Source organism: Actinoplanes sandaracinus, assembly GCF_030009775.1.
Lineage (GTDB): Bacteria > Actinomycetota > Actinomycetes > Mycobacteriales > Micromonosporaceae > Actinoplanes > Actinoplanes sandaracinus.
Genome location: NZ_JASCTH010000015.1, coordinates 137,373 through 160,077, shown reverse-complemented (window position 1 = coordinate 160,077; position 22,705 = coordinate 137,373). Strand labels below are relative to the sequence as shown.

Sequence of the window (22,705 nt, the reverse complement as noted above, 5' to 3'; positions counted from 1 at the left end):
ATGTTCCTCTTCGACCGGGGAGGACCCATGAGCTTCGAAAGTCACCCGCCGCACGAGGCCAACCTGGAGACCTTCTCCCTGGCCACCCGCCGGGTGATCCGTTTCAGCGTGGCCTTCCTGGCCCTCTCGGTGCTCGTGGCGCTGCTCGTGGTGGCCGGCGTCAGCGCGCTGCGCAGCGGGGCGGTCGATCCGATGGCGCCCGGCACCCAGGCCTCCTTCCTGGTCACCAGCCTGGTCGTCAACCTCGTCACGTGGGTCTGCGTGATCGGCCTGCTGATCTCCACGATCGTGTGGATCGTCAGCGCGCACCGGGTGTCGCCGACCGGTCCCGGCGCCGCCGGCTACGGCGGGCTGTTCGTGACCCTGCTGTTGATCACCCTGAGCTACGTCCTGCCGATCGCCGACCTGGCCGGCGCGGGACTGCGTCTCGGCGGGTGGGTCGCGCTGATCTTCGGCGTGGTGGGCGCCCGCGCCCGGATCCGCCGCGAGACCGGCCGCTCCGACCTGGGTGGCCGCCACCGGTCGATCGTGACCGGTGACGACTGGGACGCCTCCCGATGGGACCCCGAGGTGCATCGCGACATCGAACGACGGGGCCGCCCCACCGATTGAGCCCTGCTGATCGCGGCCGTCGTCGTCGCGTGGGCCGGTCTCGTCGTCGGGCTCGCCACGGGCGGCCCTGGTGGTCGGCGTCCTGATCACCCGGGTGCGGCTCAGTGAACCTCGAGCGGAATCCGGACCAGCACCGTGGTGCCCGCGTCCCCGCCGGTCAGTTCGATGCTGCCGTGATGCTTCTCCACCACGGCGCGGCTCAGGGTCAGGCCCAGACCGCTGCCCGGGATCATCCGGTCGTTGGCTCGCGCGATCCGGAAATGGCCGGTGAACATCTGCTCCCGCTCGGCCCGCGGCACATCACCGGCGGCGTCCGAGACGGCGAGCTCCGCGGCCCTGCCGGTGCTGCGCAACGACACCCCCACGTGCCCGCCGTCCGGGCTGTACCGGACCGCGCTGCCCAGCAGGTTCTCCACGATGTGCCGCAGCCGGTCCCGGTCGCCGGGCACGATCAGCTCACCCGGCAGATCGGTGTCGATCACCACCGGGGCGCCGTCGATCGCGGCCCGCGCCCGGTCCACCACCTCCCGGACGACGGCGGCGAGATCCATCGGGGTACGCCGTACGTCCGCGTGCCCGGCATCCAGCGCCGACAGTTCCAGCAACTCGTTGATGATCTCCCGGAGCTGAAAGGAGTTCCGCTCGATCACCGCGATCAACCGTGGCCCGTCCCGCACCAGGGTCGCCTCGTCCGCCTCCCGTAACAGCTCGGTGTAGGCGCTGATCGAGGTCAGCGGGGTGCGCAACTCGTGCCCGATCAGCGCCAGGTACTCGTTCTTGCTCCTGGTCAGCTGCCGCTGCAGGTCCTCCACCCGGAGCCGCTCCACGCACTGCCCGATATGGGCGGCGATCCCCGACATCAGGGCGACCAGTTCGTCCTCCGGGTCCTCCACCGCGTCGGCGAACACTGTCAGCACCCCGATCGGCCCCGACCCGTCATGCACCGGGATCGCCAGGGCGGTGTGCAGCCGGTCCGCCGAGGTGTCCGGGGAGATCAGGCTCTGCGGCCGGCCCACGTCCCGGATCCAGAGCGGCTTGTCCACCTGCCAGGCCCGGCCGGCCAGACCCTGCCCGTACGCCAGCCGCACCGGCACCGGAATCCCCGTCGGCCAGCCCGGCGCGCTCCACCGTGCGACCGCCCGGATCGTGCCGTCGTCGACCATCCACAGTTCGGCGTGCACCCAGTCCAGGGTCGCGACCACCGCCTCCAGCACGCGCGGCCCGGCCGCCTCGATGCTCGGCGCCTCCGCCAGCGCCGTGGTCACCGCCAGCTCGCAGCTCCGGAACCGTTCGGCCCGCCGCTGCCGGGTCACGTCCTGCACCGCCTGCACCGCGCCGACCACCCGGCCGTCGAGCCCGTGGATCGGCTGCGCGTCCATCAGGAAGAACCGGGTCCGCCGGCTGCGGCCCTGCGCCGCGATCGGGACGTCACGCACCGCCTCGCCGCGCAGCGCCCGGAACAGTCCCAGCTCATCGCGGCGCATCGGCTGTCCCGAGGCGTCGGCCAACCCGGTCACGTCCTCCACCGGGGAGTCGCCCCAGAGCCGGCGCATCCGCTCGTTGACGAAGACCACCCGGCCGTCCGCGTCGCACGCCGAGACCCCGTCGTGCAGGCTGTCCAGCACCGCGTCGAGGAACCGGTGCTGCTGCTCCAGTTCGTACCGGGCCATCTGCTCGCCGATCAGCAGGGTCGCCACCTCGGCGGCCTCGGCCACCGCCGCGACCTGCCCGGGCGTCCACTCCCGCGGCCGGTGGTCATAGGCGCAGCACACCCCGATCACCAGGCCCATCCGGTCGTGCACCGGATAGCCCAGGTAGGCGCCGCTCCGCGCTCGCCGGGCCTCCTCCGGTATCCGCTCGTCCTGCCGCACGTCGCGGACCGTCAGCGCGTCACCGGTGCGCACCACGAAGCCGCCCAGCGAGTCGTCGAGGCCGGTGTGGGTCGCCTCGTCCTCGTCGGAGGAGGGTCCCCAGCCACCGTAGAGCCGCAACCGTTCGCCCTCGACGAACCGGATGCAGGCGCTCGGCGCGCCCGCGGCCCGTGCCGTCAGCGCCGCCAGTTGGTCGGCGGAGCCGCTGGTCAGGACGCCGCGGTGGAGTTCCGCTCCCGGGTAAAGCGTCGCTGGGAAGAAACCGGCCGATGCTCCGTCGGCGGCCGCCGGCGAGAATGGATGCTCGTCGACGGCCGTCCCCCCGTGAGGCACGGCCGCGCGCGCGTGGGCTGCGGCTTCCGCCGCGTGCGCCCTTCCGGACTGCCCGGCACCGCCGGGGTCATCTCGCCGCATGGCCGACCTCCACGCTTCAGCCTAGAGGGGCTAATAGGTTAAAAGCGGCAAATCATCGGCTCATGGTGACAGTTATTGGCCGCCGGCACCTTGTCACGGCGCGTCAGCTCCGGGCAGTGGCGCCGGTCGGCTCAGCTCCGCGCGTGCCGCAGATGGGCTCAGCTCCGCGCGTACCGCAAATCGGTTATGGGCCGGCCCGCGGCGGACCCGCGCCGTTCGAACTTCGTCTCCGGCCGGCCGTGCGGCGCGGCCGGAAGCGGCCGCAGCCCGGGGTCGGCGTCCAGGGTCTCCGCCATGGCCACCGCGTACTCCGGCCAGTCGGTGGCGCAGTGCAGCACCCCACCCGGGCGCAGTCTCTCCCGCAGCAGGGCGACGTTTCCCGGCCGGATCAGCCGCCGCTTGTGATGCCGGGCCTTCGGCCACGGGTCCGGAAAGAACACGTGCACCGCGTCGAGGGCGCCCGGCGCGATCCGGTGCACCAGCTCCATCGCGTCACCGCGGGCCACCCGCAGGTTGCCGAGCTCCAACTCCCCGGCGAGGGCCAGCAGGTTCCCGATCCCCGGCGTGTGCACCTCGACCCCGAGATAGCCCCGCCCCGGGTCGGCCGCCGCCATCGCCGCGGTGGCGTCTCCCATCCCGAAACCGATCTCCAGCACCACCGGCACCGGCCCGCCGAACAGCTCCGCCAGATCCAGCGGCGTTCGATCGCCATCGGTCACGGTCAACCCCAGCCGCGGCCACAACGCGGCATGCGCGTCGGCGTGGCGGCTGCTCATCCGCCCACGCCGCGGATGGAATGTGCGAATCGGCCTGGCTTCGGCGGTCCCGGTCTCACTCATGGCGCGCCAACCATAGAACCCCTCCGGCCCGGCGGCGAAATCCCGGTCCGCACCGTCGCCTTCGCGAGCGGTCTCCATCACACCCTTCGCACGTACGCCCGAAGCACCGCCCCGTTCCCAGGTGTCCCTCCGGCCGGGGCTCCGGGCCGGTCCGCGTGGTCGGGGGTGTCCGTCCACGGGGCGCACGGTGGCCGGGGCTACCGGCTGGCAGGCCGGGAGCGCCGTCGGTGAATGCGTCGAGGCGGCACCCCGGTTCGAGTGCTTCCCACTCTCTCGCCCGTTGTTGACCTGCTGGCCGTACGAAAGCGCTGTCTCACGTCCGGTTCGAGCGCGGATTCGTACGGCCAGCAGATCAACTCACTCGAGAAGTCGGTGGCCGCGGGTCGCTGTCGTGTTCACCTCGTTGCCCACGCACTCCCCGTGGTTGTCCGGCCGGGGGAGTGCCGGTCCGTCCTGCCTGGTTCTTCGGCTCGGAGTGCAGGTTCGTTCCGCGTGGATTGCCGGCTGCTTCGGCGCGGTTCTCTTCGGTCGGCGCGCGGCCGGGATGCGGCAGGCCGGCCGGGGTCAGCGGGGGAGCGGCTGGACGCTGGGCTGGGAACCCGAGCGGAGCAGGGTGCGTGTCCCGGTCGCCAGGCCCAGGACGGCCAGCCAGGAACCACCCTTGTTCTGGCTGGTGATCACGGCGCGTCCGGCGTCGACGTAGGAGAGTTCGCGGTCGAGGGCGCCGCCGACGGTCCGCTTCGTACCGCTGACGGTGTCGTATTCCACCAGGTGGACCGGCTTGGTCTCGGCGGGTGTCTCGCCCTCCTGGTAGGCGGTCCAGGACAGCTTCGCGCCGTCCGACCGCCAGCTCGGCACCACCGCGAAGCCGCTGTTCTGCGAACCGCCGCCACCGTACGACGCGACCGTCTTCTCCTCGCCGGTCGCCACCGTCCCGATGCTCAGGCAGGCGTCGTACGTCGACTCGCAGTCGCCACCCCGGAACGCCACCCGCGTCCCGTCGGGCGACCAGGCCACCGCATCATCGGTGCGGAGCCGGTCGTTCAGTGATCCGGTGGCCGGGCTGTCCGTCGCCGCTTCCTCGGGCAGGTCCTCCTCCCGGCAGCTGGAGGGGAACAACACCTCCGGCTTGGCGCCGGCCGTCGTCGCCGCGATCCGGTACACGCCGGGCCCGCCGGTGCAGGACATCGACGCGAAGGCGATCCACTTGCCGTCGGGCGACCAGGACGGGCCGGCCGCGGTCCGGGTGGCGAGCTGGCGCTGCCCGGTGCCGTCCGCCTTCATGGCCCAGAGCTGTCCCTTCTTCAGGAACGCGAGTTGCTGCCCGTTCGGCGACCAGCGTGGCCGGGCATGTCCGCCCCCGGTGGTCAGGCGCTGCTCCGTGGCACCCTTGCTGACGTAGACGTCACCGCCCCGGACATATGCCACCAGGCTGGGCAGGCTCTGCGCCGCCGCCTCGGCCGCCGCCGCTTCCGCCGATGCCGGCGGGACCAGTGAACCGCCCAGGCCTACCGCCGCCGCCAATGCCACGCTGCCCGCCACCCGACCGGAAATCCTCATGGCCGAACGCCCCCCGTTGTTCCCGCCCACCGCCTACATCTGAAGTCATCGTCGCAACCGACCCATGCCTAAGCCGTAACCGCGCCGAAACCCGGAAAAATCTTGCCGTTCCGGGTATGTCACTTCACCCGAACGGTTCCGCAAGCGCTCAGCCCACCCGAATCCGACGGTCAAACACGCGGATCACCGGGTTCAACGCCCGATTCGCTCGAACCGCCGGCCCCGGTGTGACCGGCGGCCCCAGGTTGAGGTGCCACCCCGGTTTGAGCGGCCGACCCGGTTTGTGTCAGTTTCCGCGGTCCTCTGTACGAAGCCCCGGGGTTGACCGGGTGCCGTGCACGGGAGTGTGAACTTCCGCTGGCCTGGGTTCGTGTGCACTACGGTCGATTTGCTCCGTACTCCTGTGCACGGCAGTGAGGGTCTGGGCATGGTCGATGAGCCAGCGTTACTCGAACGGGGTGTGCTGACCGCACCCATGGAGGCCTGGAACCTGGCGGTGCGCAGAGCCGAGGTGATCGGCCGGCTGGCCGCCGGGAGGACGGTCGGGCACGCCGCCGCGGATTCGGCCGCGGCGGAACTCGGGGTGCCGCGACGGCAGGTGTACGCGATGCTGGCCCGCTGGCGGACCGGTTCCGGTCTGGCATCCGATCTGATTTCGGGCCGGTCCAGCGGCGGCCGGGGCCGCGAGTTGCTGCCGGAGCCGGTCGAGACGGTGATGCGCGAGGTGCTGCGTAGTAAGTACGTGTCCCGGCAGCGCAGGTCACTGGCGGCGGTCTACCGCGAGGTCGTCCGCCGGTGCCGCGCCCAGGGGTTGCGGGTGCCGTCGCGGGGCACCCTCACTCGCCGTGCGACGCGGCTGGATCCGGTGGCCACCACGACCGCACGGCAGGGCCCGGACGCCGCGCGGGCTTTGCAGGAGGCCGGTGGGGAGCCGCCGCCGGCGACCGCGATCCTGCAGCAGGTGCAGATGGATCACACCCCGGTGGACCTGATCGTGGTCGACGACCGGCACCGGCTGCCGATCGGCCGGCCGTACCCCAAACCGACACCAGCGCGGACGACAGTCGCAAGATCGAAGTAGCGCCGTCGGCGGTCAGGTCTGGTCCGGCCGCGCGGGGTCGTCCCGCCAGCGTTGTCCGATGGACTGCATCAGCGCCGGGTACACGACGAGGTGGCGGAACGGTGCGATCGCGGCCATGTAGATCGTCCCGAAGAGCCCGTTCGGCTTCACCAGCACCGCCATCTGGCCGCGGTGGCCGCCGGCACCGTCCGGGACCCAACTCAGGTGCAGCACCGCGTGCACGGTCCGGTTGGCCAACTCCGCGGCCCACTCGTCGTCGGTCAGGTAGACCGGGGTGAAGGAGAGGGCTTCGAACCCCGGCCCGGCCGGCGCGTCGCGCAGGTCGGCCGGCAGCCGGTCGCGCAGCGTCGGCACCCGGGTGCCGACTCCGGAGTCCGGGCCGTCCCAGCCGAGGAGTGTCCCGAGCCGCCAGCGGGTCGCGAAGAGTGCGCGGGCGGCCGGGGACCGGGTGGTCGACCTGTCGCGCATGGCGGTCTGCCGTACCAGCCGCGGGAAGTCGTCGGGGCCGCCCGGTGTCGGCAACGCCCACACGTCCTCCAGGCGGAAGTCGTGGGCGATCTCGTGGATCCGCCAGGACCTAGAGGTGTGCGCGGTCTGCGGGATCCTCATGACGTCGCCAGTGCGACGGTCGCCCGGTCGTCGCGGCGGGCGGCGAGGAGCGCGAGAATCCCGAGGGCCAGGGCCAGCCAGAACGGGGAGGTGGGCAGAAGCACCAGCGACGGCACGGCGAACCCGAGGGTCCACCAGCCCACCAGGGCGGGGATGCGGCCGGTCCGGCGGATCACCCAGTGGGTGAGGTGCCCGACGTTGAACAAGACGACACCGGTGGCGAGGAACCAGAAGGTCACCGCGCGGTCCGTGTTCCCGTCGATGGCGTTGACAAAGCCGTCGTCGACGATCCCGGCGAGCGGGTTCGGATCCAGGGACGCGGGCAGTACGAAGAGCCCGAAGAGTGTGTGCCCGCAGGCGAGCCCCATGATCAGTCGGGGGACCCAGCGAGTCAGGGTCGAGGCGTTGGTCATGCCTGGATCGTGCCCGCGCCGGGGAGAGCGGCGCGTCGCTCGGGGGTCGTCGGCGTCCGCTACCGCAGCCGGATTTTTCGGGTCTCAGGTCATCCTCGAGGATGACGGCTGTTCCGGCGGATGGCCGGGGCGGATCAGGCGCCGCTCGTACGCCCAGATCACCGCCTGGACCCGGCCGCGGAGCCCCAGTTTCGCCAGCACCCGCCCGACATGGGTCTTGACGGTGGCCTCGGACAGGTACAGCCGGCCAGCGATCTCCGTGTTGGACTCCCCGCGCGCCATCGCCAGCAGCACCTCCCGCTCCCGTCCAGTCAGCGGGGCGAGCGGGTCGGGGCCGAGCTCGGGTACCGGCAGGTCGGCCAGCATGTGGTCGACCAGGCGCCGGGTGGTCGGCGGGGCAAGCACCGCGTCGCCTCGGTACACGGTGCGGATCGCCGCGCACAGTTCCCCGGCGAGGGCGTCCTTGAGCAGGAACCCGCTCGCTCCGGCGCGTAGGGCGGCGAACGCGTACTCGTCCAGGTCGAACGTCGTCAGCACTAGCACCTTCGGTGCCGCCGGCCTGGCGGTCAACCGCTGGGTGGCCTCCACCCCGTCCAGTACGGGCATCCGGATGTCCATCAGAACCACGTCCGCGGTGCTTCCGGCCAACCGGTCAAGGGCCTGTGCGCCGTCACCGGCCTCGCCGGCGACGACCATGTCCTCCTGCGCCTCGACCACCATCGCCAGGCCGGCCCGGATCAGGGCCTGGTCGTCCACGATGAAGACCCGGATCATCGCTGCTGCCCGTTCGCCCCGTCGGCGGCCGCGATATACGCCGTGGGTAACACCGCGCGTACCTCGAAGCCGCCGCCGGGCTTCGGGCCGGCGGTGAGCTTGCCGTCGAGAACCGCGACCCGTTCCCGCATGCCGATCAGCCCATGCCCGGCAGTGTTGCCGGGTGTCGTCGCGCCGCGCCCGTCGTCACCGACGGTCACGATCAGCTCGTGGGCACTCCAGGTCAGGCGCAGGTCGGCGCAGGCGCTGGACCCGGCGTGGCGCAGCGTATTCGTCAGGCTCTCCTGCACCAGCCGGTACGCCGTCAGCTCGGTGGCCGACCCGACCGGTCTCGGTGTCCCGTCGTCGGTGCGGCGCACGGTCAGGCCCGCGGCCCGGACCTGGTCCAGCAACTGCGGCAGGTCGGCGAGGGTGGGCTGCGGCCCCGAGCCGGTCGACCCTGGGCCCTCGGCCCGCAGCACGCCTAGCAGCCGCCGCATGTCGGCCAGTGCGAGCCGGCCGGTCGTGGCGATCGTGCCCAGTGCGATGGCCGCGCGCTCCGGCGACTTCGCCGCGACCAGCTCCCCGCCCTGGGCCTGGGTCACGATCACGGCCAGTGAGTGGGCCACGATGTCGTGCATCTCCCGGGCGATGCGTGCGCGCTCCTGGATGACGGTGACCCGGGCCCGCCCCTCCCGGTCCGCCTCGGCCCGCCGCGCCCGCTCCTCCAGCAGGTCGAAGTACGCGAGCCGGACCTGTCGCAGCCGGGCCAGGCCCCACGAGGCGAGCACCACCACCAGGAGCACCCCCAGCAGGAACGCCCAGGCCGCCGGGCCGCCCGGCGTCGTGGCCGTGTCGGACGGGAAGACCCGGACCGCCCGCACCATCAGCAGAACCGACCCGGTAACACCCACGGCCACCCCAAGCCCGCGGCACCAGGGCGGACCGTAGGCGCAGAGCGAGTACAGCACGACCGGGAACGCGGCGGCCGAGGCCAGAAATGCCGAGTCGTACCGGTACGCGGACAGCGGCGCCAGCGTCTGAACCGCCAGCGCGGCGCTGACCACGGTGAACGAGACGACCGGACGGACCCGGCGCACGAACAGCGCGGCGTGCACCGCCAGCAGGCTGGCGCACAGCATCACCCACCACCCGGGCGGGACCGACGGCGCGATCATCATCACCGACGTCGGCAGCAGGAGTGCCGAGAGGACCGCCGCGAGCAGCGCGTCCGCCAGCCACGGATGCTCCCGGGCCCAGGTGTACACCTGCTCGGGCGACGTCCCGTTCCGCAGGCTCACCACGGCGCAAGCCTAAACGGCCCCGCGCAATGCGCTGGGGCGGGATCTCGCAGTACAAACACTGGCGATCTCGCCCCACTCCCACCCACGCGTGCAGAGGACTACGGGCATCCGTGCACATGACTTCGGACATTGACAGTTTGAGCGGCTGGCCAGATTTCGGCGGCTGACCCGGTTGCGGCCGCCGACCCGGCTTCAACTGCCGGCCTGGTTCGGTGGCAGGTGCGGCTTGAACGGCCTACCGACACACTGCGCCGGGACGGTCACGCGGGCGCCGGCAACGCGTTCCACCCCTGCTGCGAGTGTCAGCCCATGGGCGGACGTCGGCCGAAGCCGATCACGGCCGACTGTCCTGAGCTGCGGTGATGACCGACTCTGAGTCGGCCATCATGATCAGCCGAAGGACAGGCCAACCCGCCTCTGGTCCGGGAACGTCCCATGATCGCCGCTGCCCTCGCCGTTATGGATCTGCTAGCCGTGAGAATGCGCGGACAAAACGGACGCGAGACAGCGCTTTCGAACGGCCAGCAGATCAACTCGCGAGGGTAGGCCACGGGCGAGGTAGCTGCCGCGCTACACCGTTGTCGGGGCACTCCCGGCAGGAGCGCCTTGGCCAGTGGACGCCGATGGTTTCGCGCCGACCTTGTCGATGGGCTCCCGCCCGGCGGCCCGGTCACCGATGCCCGCCGGGTGAGCCGTTGCCGCGGACGTTTGGTTGCGCGCCGCGTCGGCGGCCTCCGCCGGGTGGGTGGCCTCCGCCGGATGGGTGGCGTCCGCCGGGTTGGCCGGGCGGACTGGAGTAGTGATGGGAAGCGGCGCTGTGTCCCTGGCGGTGTCGCCGGCGCCCAGGTACAGGGCTGCGACCGCACCCAGCAGCAGCCCACCGCCGACGACGGTGGTCAGACCGAGCGGCTCGTCGATCAGCAGCACCGCGAGCAGCGCCGCGGTGAGGGGTTCGAGCAGGGTGACCACCACGGCGACGCTGCCGGAGATGCGGCGGAGCCCGGTGTAGAACAGCGCGTACGCCAGAGCGGTGGTGACCGCGCCCGCGTAGATCAGCAGCGCCACCGGAGCCGCCTCCGGGGTGAAGGCCAGGCCCTCGGCGGCCGCCAGAGGCAGCAGCGTGATCGCGCCGATGACGCACGACAGGGTGGTGAGGGTGAGCGGCTCCACCCCCTGGGCGGTGTGCCGGCTGATCCCGGTAGACGCGGCGTAGACGATGCCCGACCCGATGGCGGCGAGGAGCCCGAGACCGGCGGCGGTGGTCGCGCCGGGTTCGACGGTCGCCCCGGCGATCAGGATCAGCCCGGCGATCGCCGCGGCCGAAGCCGCGAGGGTGGCGGTTCCCGGCCGCTGCCGGGTGCGGAAGGTCTCCCAGGCGCTCAGCAACACCGGCGCGATGCCCAGGCTGACTACGGTCGCGATACTGACTCCGCCCAGCCGGACGGCCACGAAGTAGAGCGCCTGGTAGACGGCGAGCCCGACGCCCGCCGTGGTCACCGCGACGGGTGCGGCACGGAACGCCGCCCAGATCCGGCGCCGGGCCGGAAGGCCGATGAGCAGCAGAACCACCGCGGCAACGGCCAGCCGGTAGAACCCGATGGCCAGGGCGCCGAGCCCGGTGCGCTCGGCGACGACCTGAACGATGACGCCGGTGGTGCCCCACAGGATTCCGGCGGCGGACACCTGAAGAAGACTCAGCCGGGCACCGGTCGCGGCGGAGGAGAAGGCAGACGAGAAGAACGATGTGAACACGTGCGCTCCGAAAGGAAGTGAGTCGTCAACGAGCGGCGACGGAGCGCAAGGCGAAACCGCCGATCAAGCAGGGCTCGATCGGCGAGGCGGCGCTCCGGTCAGGAGCGCGGGGGCGGTAGAACGCCGGGGAACGGACTCACGCCAGGCAGCTTAGCGGCTCCTCGAACCCGCCGATCCCAGCCGCGACACGAGTCACAACGTCAACAGCCCCGCCGCCGCCCACCCCAGCGCGACCGATTCGGAAGGCGCCAAGCCGCAGGCGGTGGTGTCACGTGGCGGGTCAGCGGCAGGTGGCGGGGCGGCGGCAGGTGGCCGGGCACGCTGGGGTGGGTTGGCGTGCCCGGCCGTGGTGCCGGGGAAGGTCGGATGTGAGGAAGGTCAGGCGGCCGTAGCGGTGGAGGTCGTGGTCGCGGTGGCCGCCCACATGGCGGTGAAGGCGGCGGCCTCGCCGGCGAGCCAGCTCTCGACGTCACCCGGCCGCGCCGCCGGGTCGATGCGATGAGTGACACCGCGGCGCAGGTCGACCAGGACCGGCTCGGCGTTGGGCAGGATCTGGTCCATGTGGCGGGCCATCAGGTGGAGCATCGCGGTCGCCGACTCCGGGCTCGGCGGCTCCTCGTCGAAGTGCAGGCGGACGGCTTCGCGGCGGCCGTCCTCGTAGCGTAGGCCGAAGTGTGGGTTGATCTTCACGGCCAGTGGGCCGACCGTGGCGATGGCGTCGCGGGTCTGCGCGAGGTTGACCTTCTCGGGGTCGCCGAGCGAGGCCAGATAGGTGCGGGCGCCGGCGCGCAACGCTCCGTACAGCGGCTTCCAGCGGTCTTTCACCACATCGACCACGCCGCCGAGGTAGCTGCCGCCGGTGCGGAAAGCGATGTCCGCCTTCAGTGCCTTCACCAACTGGCCGTGCGGGTTGAAACCGCTTCGCCGCTCCCGCTGGCGGCGCAGCCCGCCGACGAAGGTGGCCTTGGCGGGGCCGGTGCGGGAGACATAGCGGGTGAAGCCGAGCATCGTCGCATACGGAGGGATCACGGGCACGGGGGTGGTGGTCGAGATCGTGGTCAACGTCGTCTCCTCACTCATGCTGCGAAAGGCGCACAGGACCGAAATCCTGGCGAAGATCCGCAGCTCAGGTCCCCTCTTTCGTACATACATTCTAATCGACGGGTACGACATTCCCAACGCGACGGACGCCCCTCCTGCTGTCCGGTTCGACCGGCTGTCCGGCGTGTGGAGTGCTGGTCCCGATCGGGCCGGCCCGCCCGTCGCTGTACGGCGCCCGCCATGTGTCCCGGCACTGAATCGGCGGGGCCGCGGCTGTCGACGCCGGCGGGTAGCGTCGCGACGTGGACGACACCGCTGAGACGAGACGGATCGCTACGGCGTACGTCGACGCTTTGGAAGAGCGCGACTGGGACCGGCTCGCCACGCTGCTCGCCGAGGACGTGGTCTATGAGATGCCGCAGACCCGGGAGCGGATCCGGGGCCGGGACACGTACGTCCGGTTCAATGTGGAATACCCGGGTGACTGGCATCTGCGGGTGCGCCGGGTGGTCGCCGACGGCCGTCACGCCGCCCTCCGGCTGGACGTGCGGGTCGGTGACGACGGACAGGACGCGTGCGTCTGGCTGGAGGTGGGCGATCAGGGCCGGATCGCCCGGATCACCGACTACTGGCCGGAGGCGTACGAGCCACCCGCGGGCCGCGAGCACCTCGTGGAGCGCTGGTGACCGGCGCGGGTGAGGCCGCGGCCGCCCGTCCGCGAGGTCCGGCGGAGGCTGTACCGGGACGGCCCGGCGTGGACGCGCACCGATGAGGGGACGCACGCCGGTGAAGGGACACGGCGGTGAAACGGGCGCACGGCGGGCCGTGGATCTCGATTGAGCGGATGATGTGGCGATGGCACTGATCCGGTGTGACTTCTACTCCGAGGCGCTCGAGATGGGCACCTCGATGACGGTGATCCTGCCCGGCGGAGACGCCGCCGACCCGCCGCCGGTGCTCTACCTGCTGCACGGGCTGACCGACGACCACACCGCGTGGACCAGGTTCAGCTCCGTGGAGCGTTACGCGGAAGAGCTCGGACTCGCGGTGGTCATGCCGTCCGCGGACCGCAGTTTCTACGCCAACGAGGCGTACGGGATGCGGTTCTGGGACTTCCTGTCGGCGGAACTCCCGGAGCGGGTCGCCCAGTTCTTCCGGGTCTCGCCGCATCGGGAGGACACCTTCGTCGCCGGGCTGTCGATGGGTGGCTACGGGGCGATCAAGTGGGCGCTGCGGGAGCCGGAGCGGTTCGCCGCCGCCGCGACGTTGTCCGGGGCGCTCGATCTGGCGTACATCTATGAACATGATCGAAGGCCGCACATCCGCGCCCTGGTGGCCCGGGTCTTCGCCGACCGGATCGTCGCCGGCGGTGACGAGGACCTGATGCACCTGGTCCGCGTCGCGGACCCGGCGGCGCTGCCGCGGCTGATGCTGCGCTGCGGCGCCGACGATCACCTGGTGGCGCAGAACCGCCGTTTCGTGGCCGCCTGCACGACCGCGCGCATCGATCTCGACGCCGCGTTCGAGCCGGGCGAGCACACCTGGGAGTACTGGGAGCGGCAGCTTCCCGGCATGCTCGCGTGGCTGCTCAAGCGATGAGGGCGGCGCCTCGCGGCGGGGTCAGTTGTCGTCGCGGCCCTGCTCGGCCAGGAAACGCTCCAGCTCGGCGCCGAGCTCCTCGGCGGTGGGCAGTGGCGAGTCCGTGCCGGCGAGCAGGTTGCCCTGGCGGCCGCGCACGAAAGCGTCGTACTGAGCCTCCAGGGAGGTGACCAGGCGGGAGGCCTGCTCGTCGTCGGAGACCTGCTTGTCCACCTCGTCGCGGACCAGTTTCGCCGACTCGCGCAGCCCGCCGGTGGGCAGCGCCAGGCCGGTGCTCGCGGACACCGAGTCGAGCAGAACCTCGGCCGCGGCCGGGTAACCGGTCTGGGCCAGGTAGTGCGGGACGTGCGCGGCATAGCCGAGGGCGTCGTGCCCGGACCGGCCGAGCCGGAACTCCAGGAGATTGCCGACGCTGGCCGGCACCTGAACCCGCTGGAGCCACGACTCGTGCTCGCCGAGCAGCCGTTTCTCGGTGGCGTGCGCGGTGACGCCGACCGGGCGGGTGTGCGGCACGGCCATCGGGATCGCGTTGAGGCCGACGGTGACGCTGACGCCGAGCTGGTCGATCAGGGCGGTCACCGCGGCGATGAAACGCTCCCACTGCAGGTCCGGTTCGGGGCCGGCGAGCAGCAGGAACGGGCTGCCGAGCTGGTCTTTCACCAGGTGCAGGGCGAGGCTCGGCTCCTCGTAGCTCTCGAAGTGGTCGGCCTCGAAGATCATCGGAGGACGGCGGGAGCGGTAGTCGAGGAGCTGGTCCAGGTCGAACCTGGCGACGACCTCGCTCTCCAGGTGCTCCAGCAGATGCTCGCGGGCCAACTGGATCGCTGTCCCCGCGTCGACGAAACCGGTCAGCGCCTGGATGAGCACCGGGCCGTCCAGAGCCGGCAGGTCACCGGTCACCTCATAGAGCCCGTGTGGGTCGAGCACGCTGTGAACCTCCTCGAAGAGCCTCACCCGCTGACGCGGGCTTGTCCGTGCCAACAGCCGGCCGGCGGCTTTATTCCGGCACGTTTCCATAATCGCGCACCGGGGACTGGTTACGGGGTCGCCGGGAATCCGTGCTGTGACGGTGGACACGCCGTACTGCTCGTGGACGTGCGCCCACCCGCCACAATGAAAGCGGATCCACTTCCTCGCCTCCTCGGAGTGATCTTTGAATCAACAGCAGGAAACAGAGACCCCCGCCCCTCCCGGCACGCTGTGGGCCCGGATGAAAGCCGACCCGCAGTACGCCCCTGAGCACCTCGCTCTCGAAGCGGTCCGCCGCCTCGGGCCGGAAGCCGCCGCCTGGCGTGCCCGGATGAGCGAGGAACGCCCTGAGAGCGGCCCCGACGAACTGGCCGCGCTCGCCGTCAAACGCTTCACCAACATGGCCCGGGTCTCCGGCGCGGTCTCCGGCGCGGCGGGCCTGCCCGGCGCGGTTCTCGACGTCGGGGTCCTCGCCTGGACCCAGGCCCGCATGGTGCTGCACATCGCGGCCGCGCACGGAGCCGACCCGGTCGACCCCGACCGCGCCACCGAGATCCTGGTGCTCCAGCGGGTGCACCGGCTCGCCGAGACCGCCCGGACGGCTCTCGGAGTCGCCGCCGGCCGGGAACGGGCCTCCCGGATCTTCACCGGCGACTCCGGGCGGCCGCTCGCGAGCGTGCTGTTCCGGCTCGGTGTGAAGCTGGCGCAGATGGCGGGCGTGCGGGCCGCGAAGCGCCTGTTCGCCAAGATGATCCCGGGCGCCGGCGTGATCCTCGGCACCTGGGTCAATTCGGCGGCCACCAAGGACCTGGCCCAGCGTGCCCAGGAGCACTACCGGAACGCCTAAGGATCTGCTCCGGCGACCCGAACCACCAGTCGTGCTGGGATATCGGAAGTCCGCCGTGGCCCTGTCCGCCGTCGTGCTGCCGCTGCTGCTGGCAGGCTGTTCCTCCTCGTCCGGCTCGGTCCGGGAGGAGACGGTCGACGCGGGCCGGAGCTGGATCGTGGTCGACGAGGGGGCGGCCACCCCCTCGCCGACGACCACGTTCGGCACGGCGTCACCGACTCCGGAGACCACGTTGCCGCCGCTGCCCACCGGCTCCTCCCCGACGGGCATGCCCGCCACCACCTGCACGCCGATGCAGCGCATCACGGCCATCAACGGGCTGGCGGTGGAGCCGGGCAGCACCAGCGCGGTGGTGACCTGGTACCACCCGGGCGGCGACAACATCGTCGACTACCGGGTCACCGCGATCAGCCAGGACCTCGTCGTCGGGGCGCAGAAGGAGATCGGCTGGACCCGCAGCGCCCCCGACAAGTGCGGTGACGTCAGCGCCACCGTCACCGGACTGGACCCGCAGACGCCGTACGTCTTCTCGGTCGACGTGGTGATGACCCGGTCGAACCCCAGCCTGGACGGCATCTACACCGAGACGATCGCGCGGTCCGGGGTGGTCAGCACCACGTAGGGGACCGCCCCGGCGACTCTCTAAGCTTCCCGGCATGGAGACGATCGTCGACACAGTCGTGCTGGTGGCGATCTCCGTCGTCGGTGCGGCCCTGGCCCGCAGGCTCGGTTTCGTGGCGCCGCTGGTGCTGCTCCTCGCCGGCCTCGGCCTGTCCTACGTGCCCGGGTTCCCCGAGGCCCACCTGGAGCACGAGCTCGTGCTGATCGGGATCCTGCCGCCGCTGCTCTACGTGGCCGCGCTGCAGACCTCGGTGCCGGCGTTCCGGCTCGCGCTGCGGCCCATCCTGCTCCTGGCGGTGGGCCTGGTGGTGCTGACCGCGCTGGTGGTGGGCTTTCTCGTACATCTGCTGCTGCCCGCTGTGCCGTTGTCGGCGTGCGTCGCGCTCGGCGCGATCGTCGCGCCGCCGGACGCCGTCTCCGCGACGGCGATCGCCCGCCGGGTGGGCCTGCCCCGGCGCGTCGTCACCATCCTCGAGGGCGAGAGCCTGCTCAACGACGCGACCGCGCTGGTCATGGTCCGGGTCGCGATCGGCGCGCTGACCGGGACCGCGATCGGTTTCTGGGAGATCAGCAAGGACGTGGTGGTGACCGCCGGCGGTGGCCTGGCGATCGGGCTGGCGTTCGCGGCCGCGCTGGCCTGGCTGCACCGGAAGATCGAGGACCCGCTGCTGGACGACGCGGTGGCGCTGCTCACCCCGTTCGTCGTCGTGATCGTCGCGGAGAAGCTGCACACGTCCAGCGTCGTGGCCGTCGTCGTCGCCGGCCTCTACCTCGGCCACCGCATCCCCTATCTGCTGTCGGCCACCTCCCGGCTGCAGATGGAGGCGGTCTGGCGGCTGATCATCTTCCTGCTGGAAGGCGTGGTCTTCCTGCTGGTCGGCCTGCAGTTGCGCACCGTCGTGGGCGACATCGAGACCGACATGGCGACCACGCTGCGGGTCACCGGGGTGGTCTTCGCGGCCCTGCTGATCGTCCGGTTCGCCTGGATGTACCCGGCGACCTACCTGGCCCGGCTGATCCCGAGCATCCGCAATCGGGAGACCCGGCCGCCGGTGGCCGTGCCCACGGTGATCGCCTGGGCCGGGATGCGCGGCGTGGTGACCCTGGCCGCCGCCCAGATCCTGCCCATGCCCGGTGAGGACAACGCCCCCGACTACCCGCGTGACCTGTTCGTCTTCGTCGCGTTCGCGGTCATCGTGCTGACCCTGCTGGTGCAGGGCACCACCCTGCCGTGGCTGGCCCGCCGCCTGAAGGTGCGGGAAGACAGCAGCGCACAGGACGCCCTGGCCGAGGCCGGGGTGCAGCACGCGGCGGGCCGGGCCGCGCTGGAGGCGCTCGACGAGCACGCCGACGGAGCGCCCGACTCGGTGGTGGACCGGCTGCGCGGTCTGGTGGAGAGCCGCGGCAACAACGCCTGGGAACGGCTCGGCAGCCAGGACCAGGAAACCCCGTCGGCGGCGTACGGCCGGCTCCGGCGCGAGATGATCAAAGCCGAACGGCACGTCTTCAAGATCGCCCGGAACGAGGGGCGCATCCCCGAGGAGGTCCTGGTGCGCGCCCAGCGCGAACTCGACCTCGAAGAGTCCCAGCTGCAACGGAGTGACGATTGACCTGCCAGCATCTCCAGGAGACGACCGAGCCCGCGCCGCTGAGCGCGTACGAGGACGGTTGCCCGCAGTGCGCGGCCGCCGGCTTCCGCAGCTGGGTGCACCTGCGCCTCTGCCTGTCCTGCGGGCTGGTGGCGTGCTGTGACTCGTCGCCGCGGCGGCACATGACCGCGCACCACGCCGCCGACGGACACCCGGTGATGCGCTCGTTCGAGCCCGGGGAGTCCTGGCGCTGGTGCTACGAGGACGAGCAGCTGGGATGAGGATTCTCATGGTCGGGGCCGGGGCGACCGGCGGCTACTTCGGCGGCCGCCTCGCCCAGGCCGGCCGGGACGTGACCTTCCTGGTCCGGCCGGGCCGTGCGCGGCGTCTCGCCGAGCGCGGCCTGCGCATCAAGAGCCCCGGCGGCGAGACCGTCCTCACCCCGCGGCTGATCACCGAGGTCGACGGCGTCTACGACCTGATCCTGATCGCGGTCAAGAGCTACTCGCTGCACCAGGCGCTCTCCGATCTCGCGCCCGCGGCCGGCCGGGACGCCGTGATCGTGCCGCTGCTCAACGGCATGCGGCACATCGGCGAGCTGATCCAGCGGTTCGGCGCCGACCGGGCCTGGGGTGGCGTCTGCATGATCCACGGCACGCTCGACGAGGACGGCGACGTCGTCCAGATGAGCGGGCTGCACCGGCTCTCCTACGGTCCGCTCGGCGACTCCTCCTGGTCCGCCTCCTCCGGCCAGGATGAGGACGGGCGGCTGGCGGCGGTCACCGAGGCGCTGAGCGGCGCCGGATTCGACTCCCGGCCGTCCACCACGATCGTTCAGGAACTCTGGGACAAATGGGTCATGCTGGCCACCCTCGGGGCTGCCACCACCCTGTTGCGCGGCTCGATCGGCGCGATCCACAAGGCGCCCGGCGGGCCGGAGTTCCTGCACGCGATCGCCGCCGAGGCGTCCGCGGTCGCGGCCGCCGCCGGCCACCCGATCCAGGGCAGGGCCGCGGCGATGCTGGAGGCCACCATCGCCACGACCGAGCCGACCACCTCGTCGATGTACCGCGACCTCATCCAGGGCCTGCCGGTCGAGGGCGACGCGATCGTCGGCGACATGGTCGCCGAGGCCGCGAAACATCAGGTCCCGGCGCCGTTGCTGTCCGCCGCGCACACCGGGTTGTCGGTCTATTCGTCAACCCTCTGAGTCTGTACGGCCAGCACAGGCGCCGTGGCATCCGCGCGAGGTCCGCTCCGCGCCGGCCCGCAGCGCGACTCACGCGCAAGTCCCGGGACACGCGAGGTCGCGGCCGGCACGACGTGGTCGCGCGGCTCCTACCCACCCAGTCGCGGCCGTAGCGAGTCCCCACTGGTTCTGACCTTGCCGGTGTGGGCGAGCACGTGTTCGGCCTCACGGGAGACGCGGCCGGCGTCCGAGTCGAGGACCCGTCCGTAGACGGCGGCGGTCTGCCCGGCGATGGCCGGCCAGTTGAAGTCAGCGCGGACCCGCTCGTGGGCCCGCAACGCCAGGGCACGGGCGTAGTCACGGTCGGCCAAGACCACGCCGACCGCCCCGGCCAGCGCCCGGGGGTCACCGGAGGCGAACTTGACCCCGGTCACGCCGTGTTCGACGATCTCGGCCAGACCGCCGGTGTCGGCGACGGCGACCGGGGTGCCGGCGGCCGCGGCCTCCAGGGCGACCATCCCGAACGGCTCGTAGATGCTCGGCACCACGTAGCAGTCCGAGGCGCCCATCAGCGCGGTCAGTTCGTGGCCGCCGAGGAAACCGGCGAACGTCACCCCCGACCCGGCGGCGTCGGCGGCGAGGACTTCCAGTTCTTCCCGGTACGGGCCGTCGCCCGCGATCACCACGCGCAGCCCCGGATGGTGTTCCCGGAGCACCGGCACGGCGGCGAGCAGGTGCTGAACGCCCTTCTCGTAGACGAGCCGGCCGGCGTAACTGATCAACGGGCCGTCCCCGGCGTAGCGGGCGCGGGCGGCGGCGACCGCGCGGGGCCGGGCCCGCCAGCGCAACGCGTCGACGCCGTTGCGGACCACGTCGGTACGGCCGGCGGGCACCTCGAAGAGCCGGCCGACCTCGCGTTTCATGTAGTCGGAGCAGACGATCACGCGTACCGACTCGGTGGTCAGCCAGCGTTCGACGTCGTCGATGGTGCGGTTGTGGGCGGCCGGCAGCCAGCCCTGGTGGCGGCCGGACTCGGTGGCGTGGACGGTGGCCACCAGCGGCACGTCCAGGTGGTCGCGCAGGGTGACCGCGGTGTGCGCGACCAGCCAGTCGTGGGCGTGCACCACGTCGAAGCCGCCGGTGCGGGCGGCGCGCAGGGCGGCTCGGGTGAGCGTGTGGTTGAAGGCGACCGCCCAGGCCAGCAGGTTGCCGTCGGCCACCTCGAAGGCGGGCGGGTCGTCGGGGGCGCGGACCACCCGGACACCCTCGGTGTATTCCTCCAGGAGCGCGCCGGGGGTGTGCCGGGTGACCACGGTGACCTCGTGCCCGGCCTGGACCAGGCTGGTGGCCAGGGCGTGCACGTGCCGGCCCAGCCCGCCCACGAGCAGCGGCGGATATTCCCAGCTCAACATGAGGATCCGGGTCACCGGCCGGCTCCCGTCGCCCTCGCGGGGCATCCCGGCCGCCGTCCGGTGCGGGGCCCGGCGGCGGGCTGCCGTTCGGTGCGGGGCCCGGCGGCGGGCTGCCGTTCGGTGCGGGACCCGGCGGCAGGCTGCCGTTCGGTGCGGTCGGTCACGGCATGTACCTCTGTTTGATTCGCAGGACCTCGGCGACCGAGCGGGCCGAGAACGGGACGCCGGTCGCCCGGTGCGGGGCGTCGCCCTCGGCGGTCTCGCTGATCGAACCGGCGCCCCACTCGCTCAGGTGCGCGTCCAGGGCGGTGAGCAGGCCTTCCACGGGCAGTCCGACGGCGGCGCGGGCATCCGCGTACGGGCCGATCAGCCAGGTCCACACCGTGCCCTGGTGATGGGCCATGTCGAGGGCGCCGGGCTGGTGGGACTGGTAGCCGTACTCGCCGGGGGCCAGGGTGCGCGGGCCGAGCGGGGTGAGTAGGGCTTCACCGGCGGCACGGACGGCAGCACCGCCGTGGCCGCGCATCGGCGCGTGCGGCAGGGACCAGGCGAGCAGTTGGTGGGGCCGCAGTGACGGGTCGTCGTGGTGGGCGCCGGCGCCGAGCGGATAGGTGGTGGCGGGGCCTTCGATCACGTCGTAGAGCCAGCCCTCGGGCGCGGGGAAGCGGGCCACGAACGAGGCGCGGGCCAGGGTGTGCCGGGCGCGCGGCTCGGCGTCGTCACGGCCGGCCTCGGCGAGCAGGTCACACATCGCGGCCAGGGCGTTCACCCAGAGCGCGTTGATCTCCACGGGCTTGCCGATCCGCGGCGCCTCGCTCCAGTCCGAGGCGCCGGCGGAGGGCTGGCCCGGGCCACCGGTAGATGGCTGGTCCGGGGCGCCGGGGAAGGGCTGGCCCGGGCCACCGGTAGATGGCTGGTCCGGGGCGCCGGGGAAGGGCTGGTCCGGGGCGCCGGCAGAGGGCTGGTCCGGGACGCCGGGGGAAGTCACCGCCGAGCCGGCGCCGGGCGGGGCGGAGAGGCGCAGCAGGCCGTCGGCCGGATCCACCGCGAGCGGCCCGGCGCCGCCGAGGTGGTGGCGCAGCAGGCGGCCCAGCGGCGCGGCCAGTTTGGCGGCCAGAGCGCCGTCACCGGTCCGCGACACGTGCCGGTCCACCGCGTGAACCAGCCACAAAGGCGCGTCCAGCGGGTCGTGCCGGAGCCATGGCGCGGGCGGGGTGCGCAAGTCCCGGGCGGCCGCGCGGGTCCGCGCGATCAGCAGCTCCCGGCCCTCGTCGACCCGGCCGGTGTCCAGGAACAGCCCTTCGTAGGCGGCCATCGTGTCGCCCGCCCAGCGGCCCTGCCCGGGATAGCCGGCCACGACGTCGGGTCCGTCGGCGGCCCGGACGATGAACTTGTCGGCGGCGAGGACGAGCGTTTCCGCGTACCCCTCGGCTTTGGAAAGGGTGACCAGGCGATGGGCGCGCTCGCGCTCGGCGGCGATGACCACCGGCGGCGGTGGCGGGATCTGGTCGATCCGGCCGGCCCAGGCGGAGATCTCCAGCGTGCCGCCGGGGCCCGCCTGCCGGCAGAAGGTTCCGGCGTGCCAGAGGTCCTCGACGGCGTCGTCGGTGCGCACGTCGAGGTGCCAGGAGCCGGCGGGCTGCCAGCCGGGGCCGTGGAGGCGGTAGGCGCCGTCGATGATCACCCCGCCGGCGGCCTGTTCGGCGATCAGGCCGGGGCCGGTGGCGCGGCGTGTGGTGTGCGAGGTCCGCCAGGTGCACATCGCGGCGACGGCGAGGCCGATCGGGCCGGGCGCGCTGACCACCCGGTACACGACGGCGAGCGACGGGTGGCCGTGGCGCATGGCCAACTCCCGCTCGATGACCACGTCGCCGATCCGCCACCGCCAGCGGGGGAGGCCCTGCTGGAGGGTGAAGGTCTCCAGGTGCCGGTGCCCGGACGGCTCGATGGCGCCGGATGCCCAGACATGGGTGTAAAGCGGGACTTTGGATCCGGAGGGCAACGTGACGGTGAGGTCGAGTGTGGCCAATCCCACATGGTCGAGGACGGTCAGCAGCGCGTGCTCGCGGCGCGTACGCAGGTTGCTGACGGTGCCGCTCGCATAGCCGCCGAGCCCATCGGTGACCAGCCATTCCCGTCCTCGGCCCGCGTCATGGGCGAGCGAACCGCAGATCTGCGGCCCAAAGATGATCGGATCACTCCGCGGCACGGTGCCTCAAATGCTCAATCT

21 protein-coding genes are annotated in these 22,705 nt (G+C 72.2%); 9 read left to right on the top strand and 12 right to left on the bottom strand.

Annotation, left to right across the window (positions count from 1 at the left end):
• Positions 1–27: 27 nt before the first annotated feature.
• Positions 28–612, top strand: a complete 585-nt coding sequence (locus tag QLQ12_RS23290; protein WP_282762441.1) for a hypothetical protein — start codon at positions 28–30, stop codon at positions 610–612.
• A 101-nt stretch (positions 613–713) separates the two neighbouring features.
• Here QLQ12_RS23290 and QLQ12_RS23285 read toward each other — a convergent pair whose 3' ends face one another.
• The 3 genes from QLQ12_RS23285 to QLQ12_RS23275 form a co-directional block, all read right to left on the bottom strand.
• Positions 714–2,897 carry an ATP-binding protein gene (locus QLQ12_RS23285; RefSeq protein WP_282762440.1) on the bottom strand — a complete coding sequence of 728 codons (2,184 nt, stop codon included), beginning with the start codon at positions 2,895–2,897 and terminating at the stop codon, positions 714–716.
• 158 nt (positions 2,898–3,055) lie between these two features.
• Positions 3,056–3,673, bottom strand: coding sequence for a tRNA (guanosine(46)-N7)-methyltransferase TrmB (gene trmB, locus QLQ12_RS23280; protein WP_407651539.1), 618 nt, complete (start codon positions 3,671–3,673; stop codon positions 3,056–3,058).
• 627 nt (positions 3,674–4,300) lie between these two features.
• Positions 4,301–5,296, bottom strand: coding sequence for a TolB family protein (locus QLQ12_RS23275; protein ID WP_282762438.1), 996 nt, complete (start codon positions 5,294–5,296; stop codon positions 4,301–4,303).
• 427 nt (positions 5,297–5,723) lie between these two features.
• On the opposite strand from QLQ12_RS23275, the gene QLQ12_RS23270 reads away from it, so the two are divergent.
• Entirely contained in the window at positions 5,724–6,377 is a 654-nt protein-coding gene (locus QLQ12_RS23270; protein WP_282762437.1) for a DNA-binding domain-containing protein, read from the top strand.
• A 12-nt stretch (positions 6,378–6,389) separates the two neighbouring features.
• Here the strand turns inward: QLQ12_RS23270 and QLQ12_RS23265 are convergent, their stop codons facing one another.
• The 6 genes from QLQ12_RS23265 to QLQ12_RS23240 form a co-directional block, all read right to left on the bottom strand.
• Positions 6,390–6,986 (bottom strand): DUF2867 domain-containing protein, encoded by a 597-nt coding sequence (locus tag QLQ12_RS23265; RefSeq protein ID WP_282762436.1) that lies wholly within the window; start codon positions 6,984–6,986, stop codon positions 6,390–6,392.
• Positions 6,983–7,399, bottom strand: a complete 417-nt coding sequence (locus tag QLQ12_RS23260; protein ID WP_282762435.1) for a DUF6463 family protein — start codon at positions 7,397–7,399, stop codon at positions 6,983–6,985. Before QLQ12_RS23260 ends, QLQ12_RS23265 begins: the two co-directional genes overlap by 4 nt.
• An 84-nt stretch (positions 7,400–7,483) precedes the next feature.
• Positions 7,484–8,173 (bottom strand): response regulator transcription factor, encoded by a 690-nt coding sequence (locus QLQ12_RS23255; RefSeq protein ID WP_282762434.1) that lies wholly within the window; start codon positions 8,171–8,173, stop codon positions 7,484–7,486.
• Entirely contained in the window at positions 8,170–9,456 is a 1,287-nt protein-coding gene (locus QLQ12_RS23250) for a sensor histidine kinase (RefSeq protein WP_282762433.1), read from the bottom strand. The genes QLQ12_RS23255 and QLQ12_RS23250 overlap by 4 nt, the downstream gene beginning before the upstream one ends.
• A gap of 570 nt (positions 9,457–10,026) precedes the next feature.
• Positions 10,027–11,208 (bottom strand): EamA family transporter, encoded by a 1,182-nt coding sequence (locus QLQ12_RS23245; RefSeq protein WP_282762432.1) that lies wholly within the window; start codon positions 11,206–11,208, stop codon positions 10,027–10,029.
• Between the two features lie 378 nt (positions 11,209–11,586).
• Complete coding sequence (locus QLQ12_RS23240) at positions 11,587–12,261, bottom strand: hypothetical protein (RefSeq protein WP_407651542.1); 675 nt, start codon at positions 12,259–12,261, stop codon at positions 11,587–11,589.
• Positions 12,262–12,551: 290 nt separating this feature from the next.
• On the opposite strand from QLQ12_RS23240, the gene QLQ12_RS23235 reads away from it, so the two are divergent.
• Positions 12,552–12,935: a nuclear transport factor 2 family protein gene (locus QLQ12_RS23235; RefSeq protein ID WP_282762430.1), complete on the top strand. Its 384-nt coding sequence runs from the start codon at positions 12,552–12,554 to the stop codon at positions 12,933–12,935.
• A 169-nt stretch (positions 12,936–13,104) separates the two neighbouring features.
• Entirely contained in the window at positions 13,105–13,848 is a 744-nt protein-coding gene (locus QLQ12_RS23230; protein WP_282762429.1) for an alpha/beta hydrolase, read from the top strand.
• Between the two features lie 21 nt (positions 13,849–13,869).
• Here QLQ12_RS23230 and QLQ12_RS23225 read toward each other — a convergent pair whose 3' ends face one another.
• Positions 13,870–14,775 carry a proteasome assembly chaperone family protein gene (locus tag QLQ12_RS23225; RefSeq protein ID WP_282762428.1) on the bottom strand — a complete coding sequence of 302 codons (906 nt, stop codon included), beginning with the start codon at positions 14,773–14,775 and terminating at the stop codon, positions 13,870–13,872.
• Between the two features lie 283 nt (positions 14,776–15,058).
• Between QLQ12_RS23225 and QLQ12_RS23220 the strand changes: the two genes are divergently transcribed.
• Genes QLQ12_RS23220 through QLQ12_RS23200 form a run of 5 tightly spaced genes read left to right on the top strand, consistent with a single transcriptional unit; the run spans position 15,059 to position 19,084 of the window.
• Complete coding sequence (locus QLQ12_RS23220) at positions 15,059–15,664, top strand: EcsC family protein (RefSeq protein WP_282762599.1); 606 nt, start codon at positions 15,059–15,061, stop codon at positions 15,662–15,664.
• Between the two features lie 31 nt (positions 15,665–15,695).
• On the top strand, positions 15,696–16,286 hold the full coding sequence (locus QLQ12_RS23215) for a fibronectin type III domain-containing protein (RefSeq protein WP_282762427.1): 591 nt from the start codon (positions 15,696–15,698) through the stop codon (positions 16,284–16,286).
• A gap of 34 nt (positions 16,287–16,320) precedes the next feature.
• A complete protein-coding gene (locus tag QLQ12_RS23210; RefSeq protein ID WP_282762425.1) occupies positions 16,321–17,895 on the top strand; it encodes a Na+/H+ antiporter in 1,575 nt (524 codons plus the stop codon).
• On the top strand, positions 17,892–18,155 hold the full coding sequence (locus tag QLQ12_RS23205) for a UBP-type zinc finger domain-containing protein (RefSeq protein ID WP_282762424.1): 264 nt from the start codon (positions 17,892–17,894) through the stop codon (positions 18,153–18,155). The genes QLQ12_RS23210 and QLQ12_RS23205 overlap by 4 nt, the downstream gene beginning before the upstream one ends.
• Entirely contained in the window at positions 18,152–19,084 is a 933-nt protein-coding gene (locus QLQ12_RS23200; RefSeq protein WP_282762423.1) for a ketopantoate reductase family protein, read from the top strand. Before QLQ12_RS23205 ends, QLQ12_RS23200 begins: the two co-directional genes overlap by 4 nt.
• A gap of 128 nt (positions 19,085–19,212) precedes the next feature.
• Here the strand turns inward: QLQ12_RS23200 and QLQ12_RS23195 are convergent, their stop codons facing one another.
• Both QLQ12_RS23195 and QLQ12_RS23190 read right to left on the bottom strand, forming a co-directional pair.
• Positions 19,213–20,520, bottom strand: a complete 1,308-nt coding sequence (locus QLQ12_RS23195) for a glycosyltransferase family 4 protein (protein WP_282762422.1) — start codon at positions 20,518–20,520, stop codon at positions 19,213–19,215.
• A 115-nt stretch (positions 20,521–20,635) separates the two neighbouring features.
• Positions 20,636–22,684, bottom strand: coding sequence for an amylo-alpha-1,6-glucosidase (locus QLQ12_RS23190; RefSeq protein ID WP_282762420.1), 2,049 nt, complete (start codon positions 22,682–22,684; stop codon positions 20,636–20,638).
• Between the last annotated feature and the right edge of the window lie 21 nt (positions 22,685–22,705).